Annotated in this window: 9 protein-coding genes; 8 read left to right on the top strand and 1 reads right to left on the bottom strand. The window is 40.8% G+C overall.

Going from position 1 to position 19,103, the window contains the following annotated elements; translation table 11 throughout:
• The first annotated feature begins 741 nt into the window (after nucleotides 1-741).
• Entirely contained in the window at nucleotides 742-1,188 is a 447-nt protein-coding gene (locus DV942_RS09645; protein ID WP_145857127.1) for a hypothetical protein, read from the top strand.
• 232 nt (nucleotides 1,189-1,420) lie between these two features.
• Here the strand turns inward: DV942_RS09645 and DV942_RS09640 are convergent, their stop codons facing one another.
• The gene (locus DV942_RS09640; protein ID WP_145857116.1) at nucleotides 1,421-3,397 is read right to left on the bottom strand and encodes an ATP-dependent nuclease; all 1,977 of its coding nucleotides are present in this window, start codon (nucleotides 3,395-3,397) and stop codon (nucleotides 1,421-1,423) included.
• A 351-nt stretch (nucleotides 3,398-3,748) separates the two neighbouring features.
• Here DV942_RS09640 and DV942_RS09635 point away from each other — a divergent pair, with 351 nt between their 5' ends.
• The 7 genes from DV942_RS09635 (at nucleotide 3,749) to DV942_RS09605 (ending at nucleotide 19,089) form a co-directional block, all read left to right on the top strand.
• Nucleotides 3,749-5,872, top strand: coding sequence for an FUSC family protein (locus DV942_RS09635; protein WP_186462460.1), 2,124 nt, complete (start codon nucleotides 3,749-3,751; stop codon nucleotides 5,870-5,872).
• A 960-nt stretch (nucleotides 5,873-6,832) separates the two neighbouring features.
• Entirely contained in the window at nucleotides 6,833-7,492 is a 660-nt protein-coding gene (locus tag DV942_RS09630) for a GDSL-type esterase/lipase family protein (protein ID WP_145857111.1), read from the top strand.
• Between the two features lie 504 nt (nucleotides 7,493-7,996).
• Nucleotides 7,997-10,915 carry a triple tyrosine motif-containing protein gene (locus DV942_RS09625; RefSeq protein ID WP_145857109.1) on the top strand — a complete coding sequence of 973 codons (2,919 nt, stop codon included), beginning with the start codon at nucleotides 7,997-7,999 and terminating at the stop codon, nucleotides 10,913-10,915.
• A gap of 260 nt (nucleotides 10,916-11,175) precedes the next feature.
• Nucleotides 11,176-14,295, top strand: coding sequence for a SusC/RagA family TonB-linked outer membrane protein (locus DV942_RS09620; RefSeq protein ID WP_145857107.1), 3,120 nt, complete (start codon nucleotides 11,176-11,178; stop codon nucleotides 14,293-14,295).
• 10 nt (nucleotides 14,296-14,305) lie between these two features.
• Nucleotides 14,306-15,835, top strand: a complete 1,530-nt coding sequence (locus DV942_RS09615) for a RagB/SusD family nutrient uptake outer membrane protein (protein ID WP_145857105.1) — start codon at nucleotides 14,306-14,308, stop codon at nucleotides 15,833-15,835.
• An 87-nt stretch (nucleotides 15,836-15,922) separates the two neighbouring features.
• On the top strand, nucleotides 15,923-17,320 hold the full coding sequence (locus tag DV942_RS09610; RefSeq protein WP_145857103.1) for a glycoside hydrolase family 30 protein: 1,398 nt from the start codon (nucleotides 15,923-15,925) through the stop codon (nucleotides 17,318-17,320).
• Nucleotides 17,321-17,337: 17 nt separating this feature from the next.
• Entirely contained in the window at nucleotides 17,338-19,089 is a 1,752-nt protein-coding gene (locus DV942_RS09605) for a cellulase family glycosylhydrolase (RefSeq protein ID WP_090984131.1), read from the top strand.
• Nucleotides 19,090-19,103: the final 14 nt, after the last annotated feature.

Here is a 19,103-nt window from a genome sequence, read left to right as displayed (position 1 = left end):
CGCTCCGCTCGAAATGACGGATGATCGGATGGAGAAATTTCTATAGCAAATCTCTAGGCGTATCGTCATTTCGACCGCAGTGGAGAAATCTTTGAACTGGGTTTTACATGCAACTTTAAAAGATTTAGCTTCGCTGAGCCTTCGGGTTCTCGACTTCGCTGCGCTCCGCTCGAAATGACGGATGATCGGATGGAGAAATTTCCATCGCAAATCTCTAGGCGTTTCGTCATTTCGACCGTAGTGGAGAAATCTTTGAACTGGGTTTTACATGCAACTTTAAAAGATTTAGCTTCGCTGAGCCTTCGGGTTCTCGACTTCGCTGTGCTTCGCTCGAAATGACGGATAATCGGATGGAGAAATTTCCAGGCATATCATTGCCAACTGAAGGGCAGTTGAGGTGGCAGGGAAGTCCGCTTTTATAACATGTGCAAAAATTAATTAACCACGGAAACACAGAAATCACCGAGGAAATTAAAGTTTTTCCGTGTTCTTCGTGCTTCCGTGGCAAACATATGCTTAAGCATGCGCAGAAGCAGAATATGGAAGGCGATCGTTATGCCGACCTGTAGCGCAGCGGAAAGCTATGCAGTAAACCGAGCCTTATGCGAGTTCACCGAAGGCAATTTATTTCAGCATCTCTTCTATGATGATATTTTATTCATTTTTTTTAGCAGCTTAATTATAAATTTTTGCTATATTTATGTCGCGAACACAGTTAGGCATTTATTTAATTTTTTTAAGATGCACCTAACAAAAAATCAAATTGCTTTAGCTAAACTGGAGTTCAGTTATCGCACACTCAAAAGACCAGTAAACGTAAACCTGGTCCAAAATTCAATTCAATTTTTAAAACAGCTCCGCGGCAAACCATCATCTGGTAAAGAATGCGATTGGTATGTGCTGTTTGTAAATCAAAACCACGAGGTTTTTTGCTGGCACAAACTAAAGCAACAGGCCAAACCGATTAACTGCATACAGCAACTGGCAGGCTTGGCTGTTGCTTGTAATGCCTATGGTGTACTGGTGTTAAACTATTGCGATGTGAAAAGCATTAAGGTTAACCCCCTCGACGAACTTTTTGTAAGCACCTGTTTTAATACCTGCGCAAAGCTAAACATCGAAATTATCGATTACGTAATCTGTAATGCGCAAACGCATTATAGTTTTAGGGATGGGTATAGGGATTAAATGCTACTGGGCTGTTGAGAGACAGTCCAGTTCATATATGTTTGTTTTATCGTTATTAGTCGGCCAATCGTCATTGCGAACCGAAGCGTATGAGCTTGGGGTGGAGTGAAGCAATCTTTTAAAAAATTTAACATCTAAATTTTGGATATAAAGCACAAGTCAGGCCTTTACACCGGCCTCGGGCGTTAAGACTTGCGCTAGACTGGGAAATATTTATCGAGGAATATTTAAATCAATTTTCAAAAAAGCTCTTAATTTCTAGCAAAAAAGCTCTCAGTTCTGATGGTAAATCTGAGAATTCCTTGTCCAATAATGTTTTATCACAATTAAAATTTGCCTTGGTTTTTTTAATTTCCTTACCAGGAAAATATTTAAGCATATTTAATCTGGCTTCTTTTGTCATTTCTGGTAGTTTACCATTAAATAATGCCCGGTCGGAATCAATTTTACATAGCTTTAAACATGCCAGCAAATTGCTATTTACTGTTTGCACGAAAGCATCATTTATTATGCTAAAAGTATTGAAATCTTTTAATTTCTCTTCTGTAAAATCACTATCTATTTGAACTGCAAAGTTTTCAATCTCGTTAACAGGCAGGAAAATAACTTTATATTTTTGAAATTTTTGAAATTCTGAGTGTTTAGCTTTTGCGTTTTCTAAAAATTCTATTTGTCTCGAGGTGTACCCATCTCTATCTAATTGCCTAAAAACTTTCGGACGATAGTTGGTATTCTGGCTCATAAGGTGGCATAACGCAGTTTCTACCTGATTATTTGTACATCCTTTCGACGCAATTACTTTAAATTTATCGTTGGCAATATTTGCTTTTTCATGAAGCATTTTTTCCCAAAGGTTAATTGCTTTTTCATCCTCACAGATAAATACCTTTTCAGGGAATAGGTTTATTAGCTCATCTTCAATTTTTGAGATATCTACCTTTAGACTGGTATTTTCCACTTGTTGAAGCTTTATTAAGTCCTTGAGCTCATCAAGCTGATTATTCGATATCTGTCTTAATCCAATTACTTCGTTTAATGATTCTCCAATCATTTTTGATATTTTTTGAGCATTAATCCCCCAAATATCCCTTTCCAACAACTTTTTGTTTTCAACACTTGCGGTTGTTAACTCTTTAAAAAGACCCTCATAGTATAGATCCATTGGTACAACCTTTGATAAATACCTTTCATTTTTAAAATTTTTTTCCTTTTCATAGCTTACACGAAATACTTTTGTCATTCGGTCTGAATCAGAAAAAGCAAATGCAGGAGAGTGGGTTGTTATGAATATTTGGGCAACCTTGCAAAATGTGTCTTTGAAAATTTCTGCAAGTTCAAACTGACGCTTAAATTCAAAAGCTATTTCTGGTTCTTCATATCCCCAAATGTAAAAGTGCTTTTTATCGTTTTTCGAAATAAACCAGAGAAGAAATGAGAAGAATTGCATTTGGATACCATCTCCTCTATTCCTTAGATTGATTCGCTGTTTTTCCAAATTTTTTCCTCGCTTTTTTATAATTATTTTTTCACTTGTTTCAAAAGATAATGATTCAAGTAGAGTGCTAAAATTAACATTTGTCTCTATATCGATGTTCATTAGGCTTTTCACATAACTAGTTAACTCTTTCAGTTGACTATCTATTCCTAATTCCATTTTTTCGAAAGCCTCCTTTAAATCCTGGGATTTGAATCGCTTGTCAGTTGATTTTGCAATTTCCTGAATCAGTTGTTGTAGATTCTCTCTGAACTTTGCGTCTCTAATTGCAGGTATATAAACATATCTGAACTTTTCCGTTATTACCCCATTAGCTTTATTATGAGATTTACTACCTGGTAATATCTCCATTCCATTGATGTCCGCAAATTTAAATTCTTGCCCGCCATCTACTCTAAAAATCTTTTTTGCGATAAAACCTTGATTAATCCCATCCTTGTCTCCATAGTTCCCCTTAGCTATTTTAACCTCAATTTCAATATTTCTTTCTCCACGAATATTATTATCTCTGTACCATTTGTTAAAATCACTTTCGCTGGAATAGCGTATATTCAATTCGGAATGGCCTGTGAAAAAGAGATTGAGAGCCTTTAGATAATTCGATTTGCCACTGTCGTTACTCCCTGAGAAAATGTTTAGATCCAAAGTCTCGAAAGATTCTTCTGTTCCAATAGATCGAAACTTTGAGATTGTTATTTGTTCAATATACTTCATTTGTGATTTCTACAACTAAAGTTGCAGGTAAAATGGTTTATGTTATTTAGATAGTGCAATTTAACATTAATATATTCAATCTTAAATTTTTAACTAATTCGATAACTGGAAGAATTGTTTAATATTTCCATAAAATATAAGTTAATATCCTGTTCTAGTTCGAGTCTTAGCGGGCGAGATAGCGATTGGGAGACTTGTGTTTTCTGAGATTATTTTATGCACAAGCCAGTTCTTCGCACCGCGCTAAAGCGCTTAGACCTACGCCAGGAAGGTTTCCTAAAACCCAAAGAACAAATCGGTATCTGGTTTTCTATAAACATTTACTATGCATGCATTATAAATCTGTTATCTTTGCAGCTTTTAACCGTTTATCCGCATTCATTAACTTATTTCATGGGCAAAAACAGCATCGGCTCTACCATTTCGTACTTCTTTTTAGGTGAGTACTTTTCTGATGCCCTGCGCACTACCATTACCGTGGTATTACCCATTATTTTATTTTTTTACCTGGGCAATCACGAAGCGGCAAAAGGAATAGGGGTTGGGGCTTTGCTAATCAGTTTAACCGATCTGCCCGATAACCGGCTGAATAAACTGAAAACAGCCTTATCCAGTATCATCGTGTTTTTCCTGGCCACATGGGTGGTTTCATCGGTATTGTATAATCCATATCTTACCGCGACAGTGGTGGTTATGGCGGCTTTTGGCTGTTCTATGTTTGCGGTATATGGGCAAAAACTCTCGTTGATTGGCACCATGGCGCTGATTGTATGCACCTTTGTAATGGGGCTTCATCCGGCCAGGCCGCTGTACTTCAGTAGTTATATTTTGGTGGGTGGTGTGTGGTATTATGTCATCAGCCTGATCCAGATTTTAATACGGCCATACCGTTCGCTGCACCACGCTATTTTCGAATGCCTGATGAGCAGTGCCGCATTTTTAAATGCAAAGGCTAAAAATTATGATGTAGATGTGCCGCTCGATCCACAACAGAAAGAAGCCATTAAACTGCACATTAAGGTAAACCAGAAACACGAACTGATCCGCAATTTGTTGCTTACCGATAAGTACGCCATGAATCCCGACAACCCCAAAGGCCGGTTGTTGCTGGAGCGGGCCAGGTTACTGATTGATTTATATGAGCAGTTGAATGCCGTACATTACGATTATGCTTTGGTGCGAAAAACTTTGGCTACCGGCCCGAATCTGCAACTGATTGCCAGTTTGATTAGGTTACTGGCTAAAGAGTTGGAGCAGTTGGGCAGGCACGTACGTTCGGCAAAGGCTTATAAAGGTGAGGTAGCCACCAATATCGAATATCAGCAGCAACGCATCCTGTTATTGCAGGAAATGGAACGTTTAAACGAAAGCCAGCGTAAAATTGTGTTGAAGGTAGTTTCGAACATGAACGATATTGTACGGATTATCGAGATGATCAGGGGGAATGAGCGCGCCACCGAAAAACACTTGCAGGAACTGAGCGGAAAGATTTCTTACCCATTGTTTATTACCGGCGATCGTTTTTCTATTAAAGAGCACCTGACGCTAAAATCGCCCATTTTCAGGTTTTCGCTGCGGTTGGCTATCTGTTTCTTGTTTGGTTTCCTGCTCATCTGGCAGTTGGATCCGAGCAAATACAGCTATTGGCTTTTTCTCACCCTGGTGATTGTGGCGCGACCTAAATTTTCGATTACCTGGAAAAGGAATTTACAGCGTTTAAAAGGCAGTATGGGCGGGGTGGTAATCGGACTGATCATCATCTATTTTGTAAAAAGTCCGGCGGTGCTGCTGTCATTTTCGGTGGTTTTCTTGCTTGGTTTTTATGCCTTTAACCGCTTAAATTATACCATTAGTGTACTGTGTATTACACCGGCGGTTATTTTAACACTGGGCAGTTATCAGGGGCATTTCGATCACCTGGTGCACGATCGGATTATCTTCACCGTACTGGGCTGTGTTATTGCCATTTTTGCCACCTATTTGTTCCCGATTTGGGATAGCCACCAACTAAGGGCAAAAATTACGGATGCGGTTAAAGCCAGTATCCGTTACCTGGAGGTGGCCATTCAAAACCAGGCCGAAAGGGATGAGAATCAATCGCGTATGGCACGAAAAAATGCCAATTTAAGTTTGTCGGGCTTAAGCGAAGCAATTGAGTCGGCCAGTCAGGAACCGATGCGAAAACACATCGATTTTAATGGACTTTATGATGTACAGGCTATTATTTACCAGATTAATGCCATCATCACTTCTATATACCTTTCGGGTCGTCATCAACCGGGGCAAGCCAATACGTTGTTGGTGAAACAAATTGTAAGTAACCTGAGTAATGAAACTGAATTAAAAAGCGATGCAGTACCGTGTGTTGATGTTATGGATTTAAATCATGACGATCATTCTACCGGTCAGAAGTTGGCGCACATTGCCGCTTTATCGTTCGAATTTAAGCGGTTTAGTGCTGGTTTTATCGGGTGAATTTGATTGCTTGTCAGTCTGAGTGAAGTTGAAGACTTCGTCAATAGATCAATTTAGTTGTTTCTTTGGAAATGAAAGGGCAGTTTATCTTGGCGGATTGTAGTCCTGCTTTCCATTCCAAGTCCTCACCCGATGAAGAATCGGGATTCCGGGCTTTCCATTTCATCCGATGGTTATCGGATCAGGTTTATTTACAACATCCAGTGCTGGTTTTCGAAGATAAATTTAATTTTTTTGTTAGTCTGAGCGGAGTCGAAGACCGTATTAAATGTTAATTTTCAAAACGTATTTGTACGTAAAAGATCCTTCGACTACGCTCAGGATGACATGCTCCAATAGAATGATCGTCATTCCCACGCAGGGCTATCTTGTGGACACATCTTTTTTAAGAATGGTATGGGCATTTTGCTAACCAACTTTAATAAAGCACGGATTTTAGCTAAGGACGCTGTCAATCCCAAGAGCCGGGGAAATCAAAAAAACAGTAGCAGTCCAGATAAACTCGCACTACCAAACCTGAAATGCAGTGGTTTTGTGTTCATGAGGATGGATTTAATTTTTTTTTAAAAGAGATTGAACACAAAACGAAGTGCCGCTGTTTTTTTGATGCGCATGGAATTGTGCAAAAGGCTCATTGCTGGATTGACGAAGCGCTTTGGGTACTTTGGCGCTCCAAAGTACCATGCCACCGCGGCATAGAGCGGAAGAAAATATCGTAATTAATTGTGTCCACACGGTATGACGTTAAATCGAGATAGAAATCTTTTGGCATAGTTCAAAGATTTCTCGACTTCACTGCGTTTCGCTCGAAATGACGATGCAACCAAACAGATTTAACCATCTCCTCCATGTTCTGTGCTTCCTTAGCAATCAAATCGTAAACAAGCCGTAATAAAATTGTTTGATTTACCTACCACCAGTTGTATATTGCTATATTGTGCCCGTTTTAAACATTTTTATATGAAAAAATCATTCCTTATTCTGCTTTGCCTCTCTTTTTTAGCCGTAACCACTTTTGCCCAAAAGAAACCCAATTTCTGGGATGATGTACAGGTAATTAAAAAATACGATCAAATGTATAAACCACCTGTAAATCCTGTGCTGTTTGTGGGGAGTTCATCTATCCGCAAATGGGACAATTGTACACAGATTTTTGCCAAATACAATGCCTTAAACAGGGGGATTGGCGGTGCCGTTATTAACGATATTACCTATTATTTAAATGATGTTGTTTTTCCTTACCATCCCAAACAAATTATACTTTATGTAGGTGAGAACGACCTGCCAAATGAAACGGTAACGCCCGATACAGTTTTAAACCGCACCATCAAGTTATACCAGGCCATCAGGGCCAAAATGCCAACTGTACCTATTGTGTACATTTCGATTAAACCAAGCCCGAGCAGGGATAAGTTTAAAGAAAAAGCAGTAGCATCTAACGCATTAATTAAAAAGTTTCTTGCCGGAGAAGCGAATACAACCTTTGTTAATGTTTATTCTTTAATGTTAACGAAAGATGGAAAATTAAGACCTGAACTTTTTGTGGAAGATATGCTGCATATGAATGCTAAAGGTTATGCCATCTGGAGAAAAGCAGTTGAACCGCATTTGTTGAAGTAGATTTTTGAGTCGGAGGTCTGGGGTCAGAGGTCCGAAGGCTGGGAGCAGAAAGACTAAAGCTTAGGTGTTCTTAAATGTCTTGGGTGTTAAAAAAAGGTTAATATAAACGATTCAATCGTTAAGCTATTTATGCACGCGTTAGAAACGCGCGCAAGCCTGGATGTTGTTCAGCACAAATAAACCACAGCCTCCAATAAACCAGCCCCGATAGAACGGAAAGCCCGGAGCGAAGCATGAGTGAGGACTTGCAGTGAAAGCGGGACCGAACCCGACCTACAACCACAGGTAGTGCGCTTCAAAATAATAGGCAGACTAAACGGAAGACCAAAGCAAAAAGTAAGATGTTCAAAAATGTCTTTATAAATGATGCGCATTAAACGAGACAATCGTTAAACTACTTCTGCACGCGGTAGAAACGCGCGCAAGCCACTGAAATTGTAAGCGCCGCTAACCAGAATTAAAATTATATATTTATTATTGCGTTTTAACTCCTCCCTAACCAAAATGAAGCGACTTTTACCGGCTATATTATTCTTCTTAACTGCTTATTATACCCATGCACAGGTGCTGTTAGGCATACCGCAAGTGGTAAACTACAATAACGAGCAATATAATGGCGGCATTCAGAACTGGGATGTAGAGCAGGATAAAAATGGTATCCTTTATTTTGGTAATAACGAGGGACTGCTAACTTTTAACGGCCGTTATTGGAACCTGTTCAAATTACCCAACTTCACTTCGGTTCGTTCGGTGGGGATCGATTCCAAAAACCGCATTTATGTAGGCGGACAGGATGAGTTTGGTTATTTCTATCCGAATGCACAGGGTATTTTAAAATATACTTCGCTGTTAAACCTATTGCCAGAGAATATGCGGAAACTGGCCGATATCTGGGGTGTTTCAGTGGTTCGGGATGAGGTGTTTTTTAGGTCGATACATGCTATTCTACATTATAAAGATGGGGTAATTAAAAGTTATAAAACCAATACCAACTGGATGTTTATGGGGACTGCAAAAGGTAAAATCTTTTCGCAGTCGTCTGATTCGGGCCTGATGATTTACGATCATGGCCTATGGAAACCATTTTGTAAGGACAGTATTTTAAACCGATCAGGTATAACAGCTGTATTGCCCTATAGTGGCGATACTTTACTGGTTTCGATGTTAAAAAAAGGATTGTTTTTGCTTATTAACCATCAGCTAAAACCTTTGATCAGTAGCTTAAACCAGGTTTTTTTAAACGAACGGATTTATTTTGCAACGCAGATCGGTGTAGATTTATATGGAGTAGCCACCACTTCTGGTGGGGTATATATTATGAATAAAAAGGGCAATCTGGTGCAGAAGTATAACTATAAAGAGGGCTTACAGAATAATAATGTACGGGGTATACTGCTGGATAAGGATAAAAACATGTGGCTGGCGTTGGATGATGGGATTGCTTACGTGGCCATTAATAGTGCCGTAAAAAGCATTTCTCCCGATCGGAATAAACAGATTACCAGTTACGCCTTTCGCAAATACGGACAATCAATTTATATCGGTACCTCTAACGGTTTGTATCAGGCCAAAATTAATACGGCAATGCCCGATTTAAGCTATTCGCCGGCTAATTTCGAAGAGGTAAAGAACAGCAAAGGCCAGGTATGGGGATTGGATGAAATTAATAACCAGCTGTTAATGGCTCATGAAGATGGAACCCTGCTGGTGAAAGATAATATTGCCACCCCGCTTTATAGCTTAATTGGTACCTGGATGTACCAAACCATAGATAATGTTTATCCAAGCAAAGAGGTCATAGCCGGTACTTATGCCGGATTACAGGAACTCACCTATGATGGAAGCCGCTTTATAAATGGTGGTAAAATTGCAGGTATTAACGAAACACTGCGTTTTATAGTTGCCGATAATAATAATCCCGATCAGATCTGGGCTTCGCATCCTTACCATGGTGTATATAAAATAGAACTCAAGCCCGATCATAAAAGTATTTTGCATACCACCTTATTCTCCGATCGGGATGGCTTACCAACCAAGCTTTACAATTATGTATTTCATATTAAAAACAGGGTAGTTATTGCCACCACAAGCGGAATTTTCGAATACAATGCTGCAAGCAAAAAGTTTATCCGTTTTAAATTGTTCGGCTCAGCCCTTAATGGTATTCCTATTCAATATCTGAAAGAAGATAATGATGGTAATATCTGGTTTGTAACAAATAAGAAGGTTGGCGTTATCGATTTCCATAGGCCAAACGGGAAAACTCCCTTCAGTATTTTATACCTGCCCGAGCTGAATGGCAAAGTGGTTGGTGGTTTCGAATCGATATACGCACCCGATAGTCAGAATATATTTATCGGGGCCAACAAAGGCGCTTATCATATCAATTATAAAAAATACATTCAGAATATCACCCGGCCAAACGTGGTGTTGGGCACCGTAAAATTAATGGGCAATAAAGATAGTGTGGTTTTTGGCGGCTATTTTGTAGATAAAGGAAGCATTGTCGCCAAGCAGGATTTGCATGACATCCCTGAGTACGTAAACAGCTTAAATTCTATCCATTTCGAATATGCCTCTACACTTTTTGAGCATGATAAAAACATTAAATTCAGTTATCAGCTTACGGGCTTTGATGGCGAATGGTCTGCCTGGAGTACGAAAAGTGAAAAAGATTATACCAATTTACCGGCCGGAAAATATACGTTTAATGTGAAGGCGAGTACGGGTATCAGTAACGAATCGGAGGTGGTAAGTTATACTTTCGTGGTGCTGCCGGCCTGGTACAATACCATTTGGATGCGGATTGTTTACCTGATTTTAGTTGTAATGGCCATAAGGTTAATGATCAGGTGGCAAAAAACGAAACACATTAAAGAGCAGGAACGCATGAGCTACCTGCACCAGCTGGAGCTTGATCGAAATGAAAAAGAAATTGTGCGGCTGCAGAATGAAAAGCTCGAAGCCGATGTAAATTATAAAAACAAAGAGCTTTCTACCATGACCATGCACCTGGTGCAACGCGGTAAGGTGTTGGCCAAAATTAAGGAAGTGATATCTGCGGTAATTAAAAACCACGACCTTAATGAGAGTTCGCCAAGTTTCAGGCACCTGATCAGGCTGATTAAGGATGTAGAGAAAAAAGACCAGGAACTGGATCACATGAGTGTACACTTCAATCATGTAAATACCGAATTCTTTACCCGACTAAAAGATCTTTATCCAGACCTGAGCCAGAATGATCTGAAGTTCTGTGCCTATCTGTCTATGAACCTTTCTTCAAAAGAAATGGCCCAACTGATGAACGTAACGATTAAAGCGATTGAAGTAGGCCGTTATCGCCTTCGGAAAAAACTTCAGCTGAAGCCTGAAACCAATCTGTATGAGTTTTTGATTGAAATAGCACGACAGAAAATGCCATAAACGCCGTTTTTTGTTACAAACGCTGCTCTTTTTGATTGAAATATTCAAGTGGCTGTTATACAGATTTTTATGACTTGCCTGTAGGGCTTATGTAGGTCCATTTTTTCTATTCTTTATCCACTTTTAAGGCTGTTGTATGGTTGGTGTAGTAGGGTTAAATTCTGCTGTTGCTATACACGTGTATAGATTTGATCCATGAACAGCAACCAGTAAGACTGTATCATGAACTAACCAAATTAATTCACTTAAAAGTAATTTCTATGAGAGGAAGATTTACATTCGTATTCTTCGTTTACTGTATCCTGGCATTACCGTTGGCCTTATTGGCTCAAGACATTCCGGTTACAGGAAAAGTAACAGAACAAAATGGTAGTCCGTTGCCAGGTGTAACGGTTCGGCTGGAAGGCACAACTAAGGCTGCATCTACTGATGCCAATGGTGTTTTCAGCATCCAGGCGCCTGTTGGTGGAAAATTAAACATCAGTTTAATTGGTATGACCACACAAACGGTAACAGTTCCGGCAGGAGGCCGTATTAATGTAGCCCTAATGGCCGGTTCGAAAGATCTGACCGAGGTAGTAGTTGTAGGTTACGGTACGCAGAAGAAAAGTGTGGTAACCGGATCTATTTCGAGCGTTAAGGCAAAAGATCTGGAAAGTATGCCCATCAATAGGGTGGAGCAGGCCTTACAAGGCAGAACCTCGGGTTTAACCATTGCCAGTGGTAACGGACAACCGGGTACTTCTTCTACTGTAAGGGTGAGGGGATATACTTCTTTCGCTTCAGGAGGTAACAACGATCCGCTTTGGGTTGTAGATGGGGTAATTGTAGATAATGGTGGCATTGGTTACCTTAACCAGGCAGATATCGAATCTATCGAGGTTTTAAAGGATGCGGCCTCGCAGGCTATTTATGGCGCCAGAGCAGCTAACGGAGTAATTATTGTTACAACCAAAAAAGGTAAAGCTGGTTTAATCAGCGTAAATTATAACGGTTTTTACGGTACTTCCGCACCGGCTAAAAAACTCGATTTATTAAATGCTACGCAATATGCTACCATCAGAAACGAATCGGCAGCAAACTCCGGATTATCCCAACCTTATGCAAATCCTGCTGCTTTTGGTGCAGGTACCGATTGGCAGGATCAGGTATTTAATGATGATGCCCGCCGCCAAACGCATGAGTTTAGCGTTAGTGGAGGAAATGATAAATTTACCATCTACAGTTCGATGGGCTACATTAAACAGGATGGTATTGTGGCCAGCCCGATTTCTAAATGGAACAGGGCAAACGTAAGGATCAATTCAACATATAAACCTGCAAAATGGATTACTTTTGGCGAGAACCTGGGCTATAGCCACTCTGTAAACAGCAGTGTAGGTAATACGAATAGCGAATTCGGAGGACCGTTAAGCTCGGCCATTAACCTCGATCCGATTACACCTGTAATAGAAACTGATCCGGCTTTAATTGCCAAATCGCCTTACACCATTGCCAATACGCTCAGAAATCCGGATGGCTTCCCTTATGGTATTTCGCCTATTGTTGGTCAGGAAATGAGTAACCCTTTAGCTTATATACAAACCCGCCTGGGTAATTATAGCTGGGATCATAATATTGTTGGTAACGCTTTTGCGGAGATTGAACCGATTGCCAATCTGAAATTCAGATCAAGTTTAGGTACTAAAGTTGCGTTTTACGGCGGCGATTCTTATACACCGCTTTTTTACCTGAACTCTTCTTCTAAAAATGATAAAAAATCGTTCTACCGCGAAATTAACACGGTATTAAACTATAACTGGGAAAATACTTTAAGTTACGCGCGCAATTTTGGTAAGCACCACGCTTTCATCATTTTGGGGCAGGGCTATTACATGGATAATAACAGCAGAAGTTTAAATACCACGTATCAGAATATTATTGCCAATAGCTTCTACGAAGCAAATTTAAATTATGACCCGGGAACCGCGAATAAACTTGTAGGCGGTGGCGATGGAACATTACATGTGGTAAACTCTTTATTTACCCGCGTTACTTACGATTATGATGAGAAATACCTGTTTACCGGTATTATGAGACGTGACGGTTCTTCGCGCTTCGGTACCAACAACCGCTTCGGATATTTTCCTTCATTCTCATTGGGTTGGGTGCCTTCAAAAGAGGCTTTCTGGAAAGAAAATGATATCGTAAATTTCTTAAAAATACGCGGAGGTTATGGGGTTACCGGTAACGATGCTTTGGGCGATTTCAGATATGTTTCTTTGGTAAGCAGTGGCCGTAACTATACTTTTGGTACGACCGATCAGAGCGTAATCGGCTGGAGTCCTGCTGCATTATCGAATCCGGATTTGAAGTGGGAAGAAACCCGCCAAACCAATATCGGTTTTGATGCGACCTTATTTACTGATTTCACCTTGTCTGCAGAGTATTTCAAGAAGAAAACTGTAGGAGTATTGCAAACGCCTGATATTCCACTGTATGTGGGTGCAGCCGGTGGGCCAACGCAAAACGTAGGTGATATGCAAAATACCGGTTTTGAGTTTGAACTGGGATACCGAAAAAAAATCGGTGAATTTAACCTGGGTGTAAATGGAAACATATCATTCCTTAAAAACAAAGTGACCAGGTTATTACCAGGTAAAACCTTCATCGAAGATAATGCGCAAAGCTTTCAAACCATGGGTAACTTTACCAGAACTGGCCTGGGCAGATCTTTCAACGAATATTATGGTTATGATATGCTCGGCATTTTCCAAACTCAGGCAGAAATTGACAGCTACGTTGGTCCGGCAGGGACTAAATTACAGCCAAATGCCAAACCGGGTGATATTAAGTTCGCGAACTTAAATGGAGATAATGAAATCAACTCATCAGACAGGACATTTTTAGGCAGCCCAATTCCGAAATATACTTACGGCATCACCATTAACCTGGCTTATAAAAACTGGGATCTGGTTGCTTTTGGTAATGGTGTTGGCGGAAACCAGATTTTTCAGGGTTTACGTCGTTTAGATGTTACCTACGCCAACTGGCAGACCAAGATATTAGATCGTTGGACACCAGCCAACCCATCTACTTCACTGCCGCGTATTGTAGAATCTGATCCAAATGGAAACTATATTAAATTCTCTAAACTGTACCTTGAAAAAGGTGACTATTTCAGGTTAAAAACCTTACAGGTAGGTTATACCCTTCCTCAAAATGTTTCGAAAAAAATTGGTGCACAAAAAGTTAGGGCTTACCTGATGAGCGAGAATTTATGGACCATTACCCAATACACGGGATATGATCCGGAAATCGGTGGAACGGTATTGGGTGTAGACCGTGGTGTTTACCCTCAGGCACGTTCATTTATGATTGGTTTAAATGTTGGATTTTAATAGTTGAATAATGAAAAAGAATATTTTTTATATCGCGGCTATTGTCGCTTCATCGCAATTGTTTGTCTCTTGCAAAAAACAGCTGGATGTAAACCCTAGAGACCGCATTTTGGAAACAGGTTATTATAAAACCCCTGCTGAAGCATTAACATCACTAATCTCGGTGTATGATGTTCTGGGAAATCAGTCTTCAGGATACCTTACCAAAGTGAATATTTTATCCGCGGGTTCTGATGATCATTTTGCCGGAGGTGACTCGCCATCCGATATTGGCGATTTACAAACGATTAATAACTATACCCTGACTTCTACCTCAGGGGCGGCCAGCCACTTATGGGGCAAAGGCTTTACCGGCGTTTACCGGGCAAATGTATTTTTACAAAAAGTAAATGGTGCAGGTTTAGATGAAGCCACTAAAACGCGGTATATCGCCGAGGTAAAAACTTTAAGGGCCATCTATTATTTCGATCTGGTGAGGTTGTTCAAGAACATTCCGTTATTAACCGATGTGGTTGAGCCAAGTGCCATGTTTGATGTATTACAGGTTCCTGCAGATCAGGTTTATGCTTTGATCGTTAAAGATCTATCAGAAGCTATACCCAACCTGCCTACTACGGTTCCTGTCGCGTCTCAAGGTGGACGGCTTACCCAGGGAGCTGCACACGCCGTTTTGGGTAAAGTATACATGTGGCAACAAAAATGGGCTGAAGCTGCGGCAGAATTTGCTTTGGTAAACGGACCTGCTCCGGGTGCCAGCACCTATGGTTATAAATTATTGCCCAACTTCGCCGATTTATGGAATGTTAAAAATAAGTTCAATTCAGAGTCGGTTCTCGAAATCGTGTACAATACTACCTCTGATATGGGATGGGGTACCGTTGGCAGTCGCGAAGGAAACGTCATGAGTATTTTGGTAGGTCCGCGTAACTATGTGCCCGTAAATGCCGCGCTGGCACCTGATTATATCTCGGGCTGGAGCTTTTTGCCTTTTACCAAAGATTTCTTTGATCAGATTCATTTCGACCCCAGGAATAAAGCAACTGTAGCAAATTTGGACAGTTTGGAAAAAGCGGGTATTGTAACTTATAAGCATGCATATGCTAATACGGGATACTTTATCGAAAAATATGCCGGCCGTAATTCTACAAAAGCGACCACTGGCCAGCTGGAACTTAATTTTGGTCAGGACATGTACGAAATCCGTTTAGCCGATACTTATTTGTTAGAAGCAGAAGCACTGTTAAAAAGTGGTGCGGGTGTTGGTGCCGGAACTAAAGCTTATACAATGTTTAACGCCGTAAGGGCAAGGGTGGGCCTGAATCCATTACCGGTAACCATGGATAATATTATGCGTGAGCGCCGTTTAGAGCTTGCTGCAGAAGGACACCGCTGGTTTGATCTGGTACGCTGGGGCCTGGCACCAACAGTATTAGCTGGTAAAGCTTTTAAAGCAGGCAGAAACGAGATATTTCCAATTCCGGAAAGGGAACTTGCCAATACCAAAATTGTACAAAGTAAAGAGTGGGGCGGCACTAAATAAGCTCGAATATTATATCCTTAAAGTTTAATTGTTACAGGGAGAAAGCCAAGTCTTTCTTCCTGTTTTTTATCAGATTATTTTTCTTATATGCCAGTTACCAAGTCCATTGGACTCTTAATAGGTTGTGCTTTTACTTTTTCGGTTATGGCGCAAAGCCAGCCACAGGTATGGCTAACCAAAGCCGATCGTACAGCCCTGTTTACCCGCCAGACTGCAGGTTTAAGACTGTCTGCAGCCAAAAACAAACAACCTGTAATTGCAATAAACGATAAAAAAACTTTCCAAAGTATAGATGGTTTTGGCTATGCATTAACCGGGGGTAGTGCGCAGCATATTGTTAAAATGTCGGCGCCGGCAAGAGCGGCCTTATTGAAAGAGTTGTTCGCTACTGATGGAAACAATATCGGTGTAAGCTACATCAGGTTAAGCATTGGTGCATCTGATTTAAACGAAAAAGTATTTTCTTATAACGACATTCCTGAAGGGCAAACCGATGTGGAGCAGGCTAAATTTGATTTAGGCCCTGATCATGCAGATGTTATTCCGGTAATGAGGGAAATCATGGCCATTAATCCTAAAATTAAAATAATGGGTTCGCCATGGTCTCCTCCCTTATGGATGAAAACAACATACGATGCCCGCGGAGGGATGCTTAAGCCGGAGTATTATGCTGCTTATGCTAAATATTTTGTGCGTTATGTACAGGGAATGAAAAAGGAGGGGATTTCTATTGATGCCATCACGGTGCAAAACGAACCTTTACATCCGGGCAATAACCCGAGTTTGTTTATGGCAGCACCGGATCAGGCGCTATTTGTAAAGAAGTTTCTAGGCCCCGCTTTTGCAAAAGCCAGCATTAAAACCAAAATTATTGTTTACGATCATAATGCCGATCGGCCCGATTATCCGATCAGTATTTTGGATGATCCGGAAGCTAAAAAATATATCGATGGATCTGCTTTCCATCTTTACGGCGGGAAAATAGAAGCGCTCAGCGATGTGCATGATGCCCATCCTGATAAAAATATTTATTTTTCTGAGCAAATGGTGGTAGAACAGCCTGATGCTACGACTATTGATATCGTAAATCCGGTAGCGCGTTTAATTATTGACGCCACACGTAACTGGGCCAAAAATGTATTGGAGTGGAACCTCGCTGCCGATCCTGAAAATAAACCCTATACTGATAGGGGAGGTTGCTCGATGTGCCAGGGTGCAGTTACCATTAACGGCGACCATTATAGCCGCAACCTGGCCTACTTTTCCATTGCCCATGCCGCTAAGTTTGTAAGGCCGGGCTCCGTAAGGGTTGCATCTAACGAGCCTGAAGGTTTGGCTAATGTTGCATTTAAAACACCCGAAGGTAAACATGTACTTATTGTGGCCAATACGGGCAAAGCAACTGCAGCATTTAACATTAGCCTAAAGGGCAAAAGCTATGCTGCGGCGCTCGATAAGGGTGCAGTAGCTACTTATATCTGGTAATTTTTAATCAATCAACTATGTTTTTTAAAAGATCTATATTATCTGTTTTTCTGTTCAGCAGCATTTCGTTTACCGGTTTTGGTCAGGGTTTTTTAAAAGCATCAGGCACAAAAATTATTGATGGGCAGGGCCAGAACGTATTGTTGCGCGGCATTGGTCTGGGTGGCTGGATGTTGCAGGAAGGCTACATGCTGAAAATAAATAAAGAGTCGCAGCAGTACCGCATCCGCGAAAGGATTACCGACCTGATGGGGCCAAAGCAAACGCAGGAATTTTACGATGCCTGGCTGGCTAACCATACGCGTAAAATTGATGTTGATTCGATGAAACGCTGGGGTTTTAACTCGATCCGCTTACCCATGCACTATAATCTTTATACCCTGCCGGTTGATCAGGAGCCTGTGGCTGGTAAAAATACCTGGCTCGAAAAAGGTTTTGCCTTAACCGATAGTTTGCTCAACTGGTGCAAAGCCAATAAAATGTACCTCATTTTGGATTTACATGCTGCACCTGGCGGACAGGGTAACGATTTAAACATTGCCGACCGTGATCCGTCGAAACCCTACCTGTGGGATAGTGAGGCCAACCAGGAGAAAACCATAGCCCTGTGGCGGAAACTGGCCGAACGTTATAAAAATGAGCCCTACATCGGTGCCTATGATATTATAAACGAACCCAATTATGGTTTCAGTAATCCTGAGGAAGATAAAAACGGGACCCAGGAGAAAGTGAATGCCCCTTTAAAAAAACTGATGGTTGCGATTACCAAAGCCATCCGCGAGGTAGATCAGCAGCACCTCATTATTATTGAAGGTAATGGTTGGGGCAATAACTACAACGGTATTTTTCCACTATGGGACAAAAACATGGCCTTGAGCTTTCATAAATATTGGAACTATAACGACCAGGCTTCCATAGCGCACATCATTAAGGCCCGCGATGAGCAAAATGTACCCGTTTGGCTGGGCGAAACAGGCGAAAATTCAAACGTTTGGTTTACCGATGCCATCCATCTGTTAGAAAAAAACAACATTGGCTGGTCGTGGTGGCCTTTAAAGAAAATGGGCGTTAATAACCCGATGGAAATTAAATCGAACCCCAATTACGATGCACTGGTTAAATACCTGAACCATGGCGGTAATAAACCTAAAGATAGCAACGTATATAGTGGCCTGATGGAAGTGGCCATTTATTCGAAGTTAGAAAATACCATTATTCACCGTGATGTAATTGATGCGATGATCCGCCAGCCTTTCAGCAATGAAACCAAACCTTTTAAGGCCAATTTAATTCAGGATAAAAGCATTATTTACGCCGTTGATTATGATTTGGGAAAAAACGGATTTGCCTATTTCGATCACGATACGGCCGATTACCACACGGTTACCAATAAGCGGACGGCTGGAAACCGCGGCGGCATTTACCGCAATGATGGTGTAGATATTGCCAAAGATTCTCTTCAGTACGAAAAATATTATGTAAACCATATCGAAAAAGGAGAGTGGTTGCAATACACGGTTAAGGTGGCACAAAAAGGTAACTATACGTTAAAAATCAATGCAGCAGCAGATCAGGCCAACGGACGCATTACCGTTTTAATTGATGGTAAAACCGTTGCCAGTGATGTAGTGGTTCCAAATACCCGCAATATGAAAAAGTTTGCCACTTTCGAAATCAAAAATGTGCCTTTAAAGGCTGGGTGCCAAAAAATTAAGGTATTCGCCGCTAATGGTGGTTATAATTTTAGTTATATTCAGTTTATAAAATAAAGAGAAAAAAATAT

The sequence above is a fragment of the Pedobacter suwonensis genome (assembly GCF_007833675.1).
Classification (GTDB): Bacteria; Bacteroidota; Bacteroidia; order Sphingobacteriales; family Sphingobacteriaceae; genus Pedobacter; species Pedobacter suwonensis.
This window is presented reverse-complemented; position numbering and strand designations above follow the sequence as displayed.

Bases quoted from the DNA above. Each gene is read 5' to 3' on its own strand.
- DV942_RS09645 (WP_145857127.1), top strand. From the start codon at position 742: ATGCACCTAACAAAAAATCAAATTGCTTTAGCTAAACTGGAGTTCAGT.
- DV942_RS09640 (WP_145857116.1), bottom strand. From the start codon at position 3,397: ATGAAGTATATTGAACAAATAACAATCTCAAAGTTTCGATCTATTGGA.
- DV942_RS09630 (WP_145857111.1), top strand. From the start codon at position 6,833: ATGAAAAAATCATTCCTTATTCTGCTTTGCCTCTCTTTTTTAGCCGTA.
- DV942_RS09625 (WP_145857109.1), top strand. From the start codon at position 7,997: ATGAAGCGACTTTTACCGGCTATATTATTCTTCTTAACTGCTTATTAT.
- DV942_RS09620 (WP_145857107.1), top strand. From the start codon at position 11,176: ATGAGAGGAAGATTTACATTCGTATTCTTCGTTTACTGTATCCTGGCA.
- DV942_RS09615 (WP_145857105.1), top strand. From the start codon at position 14,306: ATGAAAAAGAATATTTTTTATATCGCGGCTATTGTCGCTTCATCGCAA.
- DV942_RS09610 (WP_145857103.1), top strand. From the start codon at position 15,923: ATGCCAGTTACCAAGTCCATTGGACTCTTAATAGGTTGTGCTTTTACT.
- DV942_RS09605 (WP_090984131.1), top strand. From the start codon at position 17,338: ATGTTTTTTAAAAGATCTATATTATCTGTTTTTCTGTTCAGCAGCATT.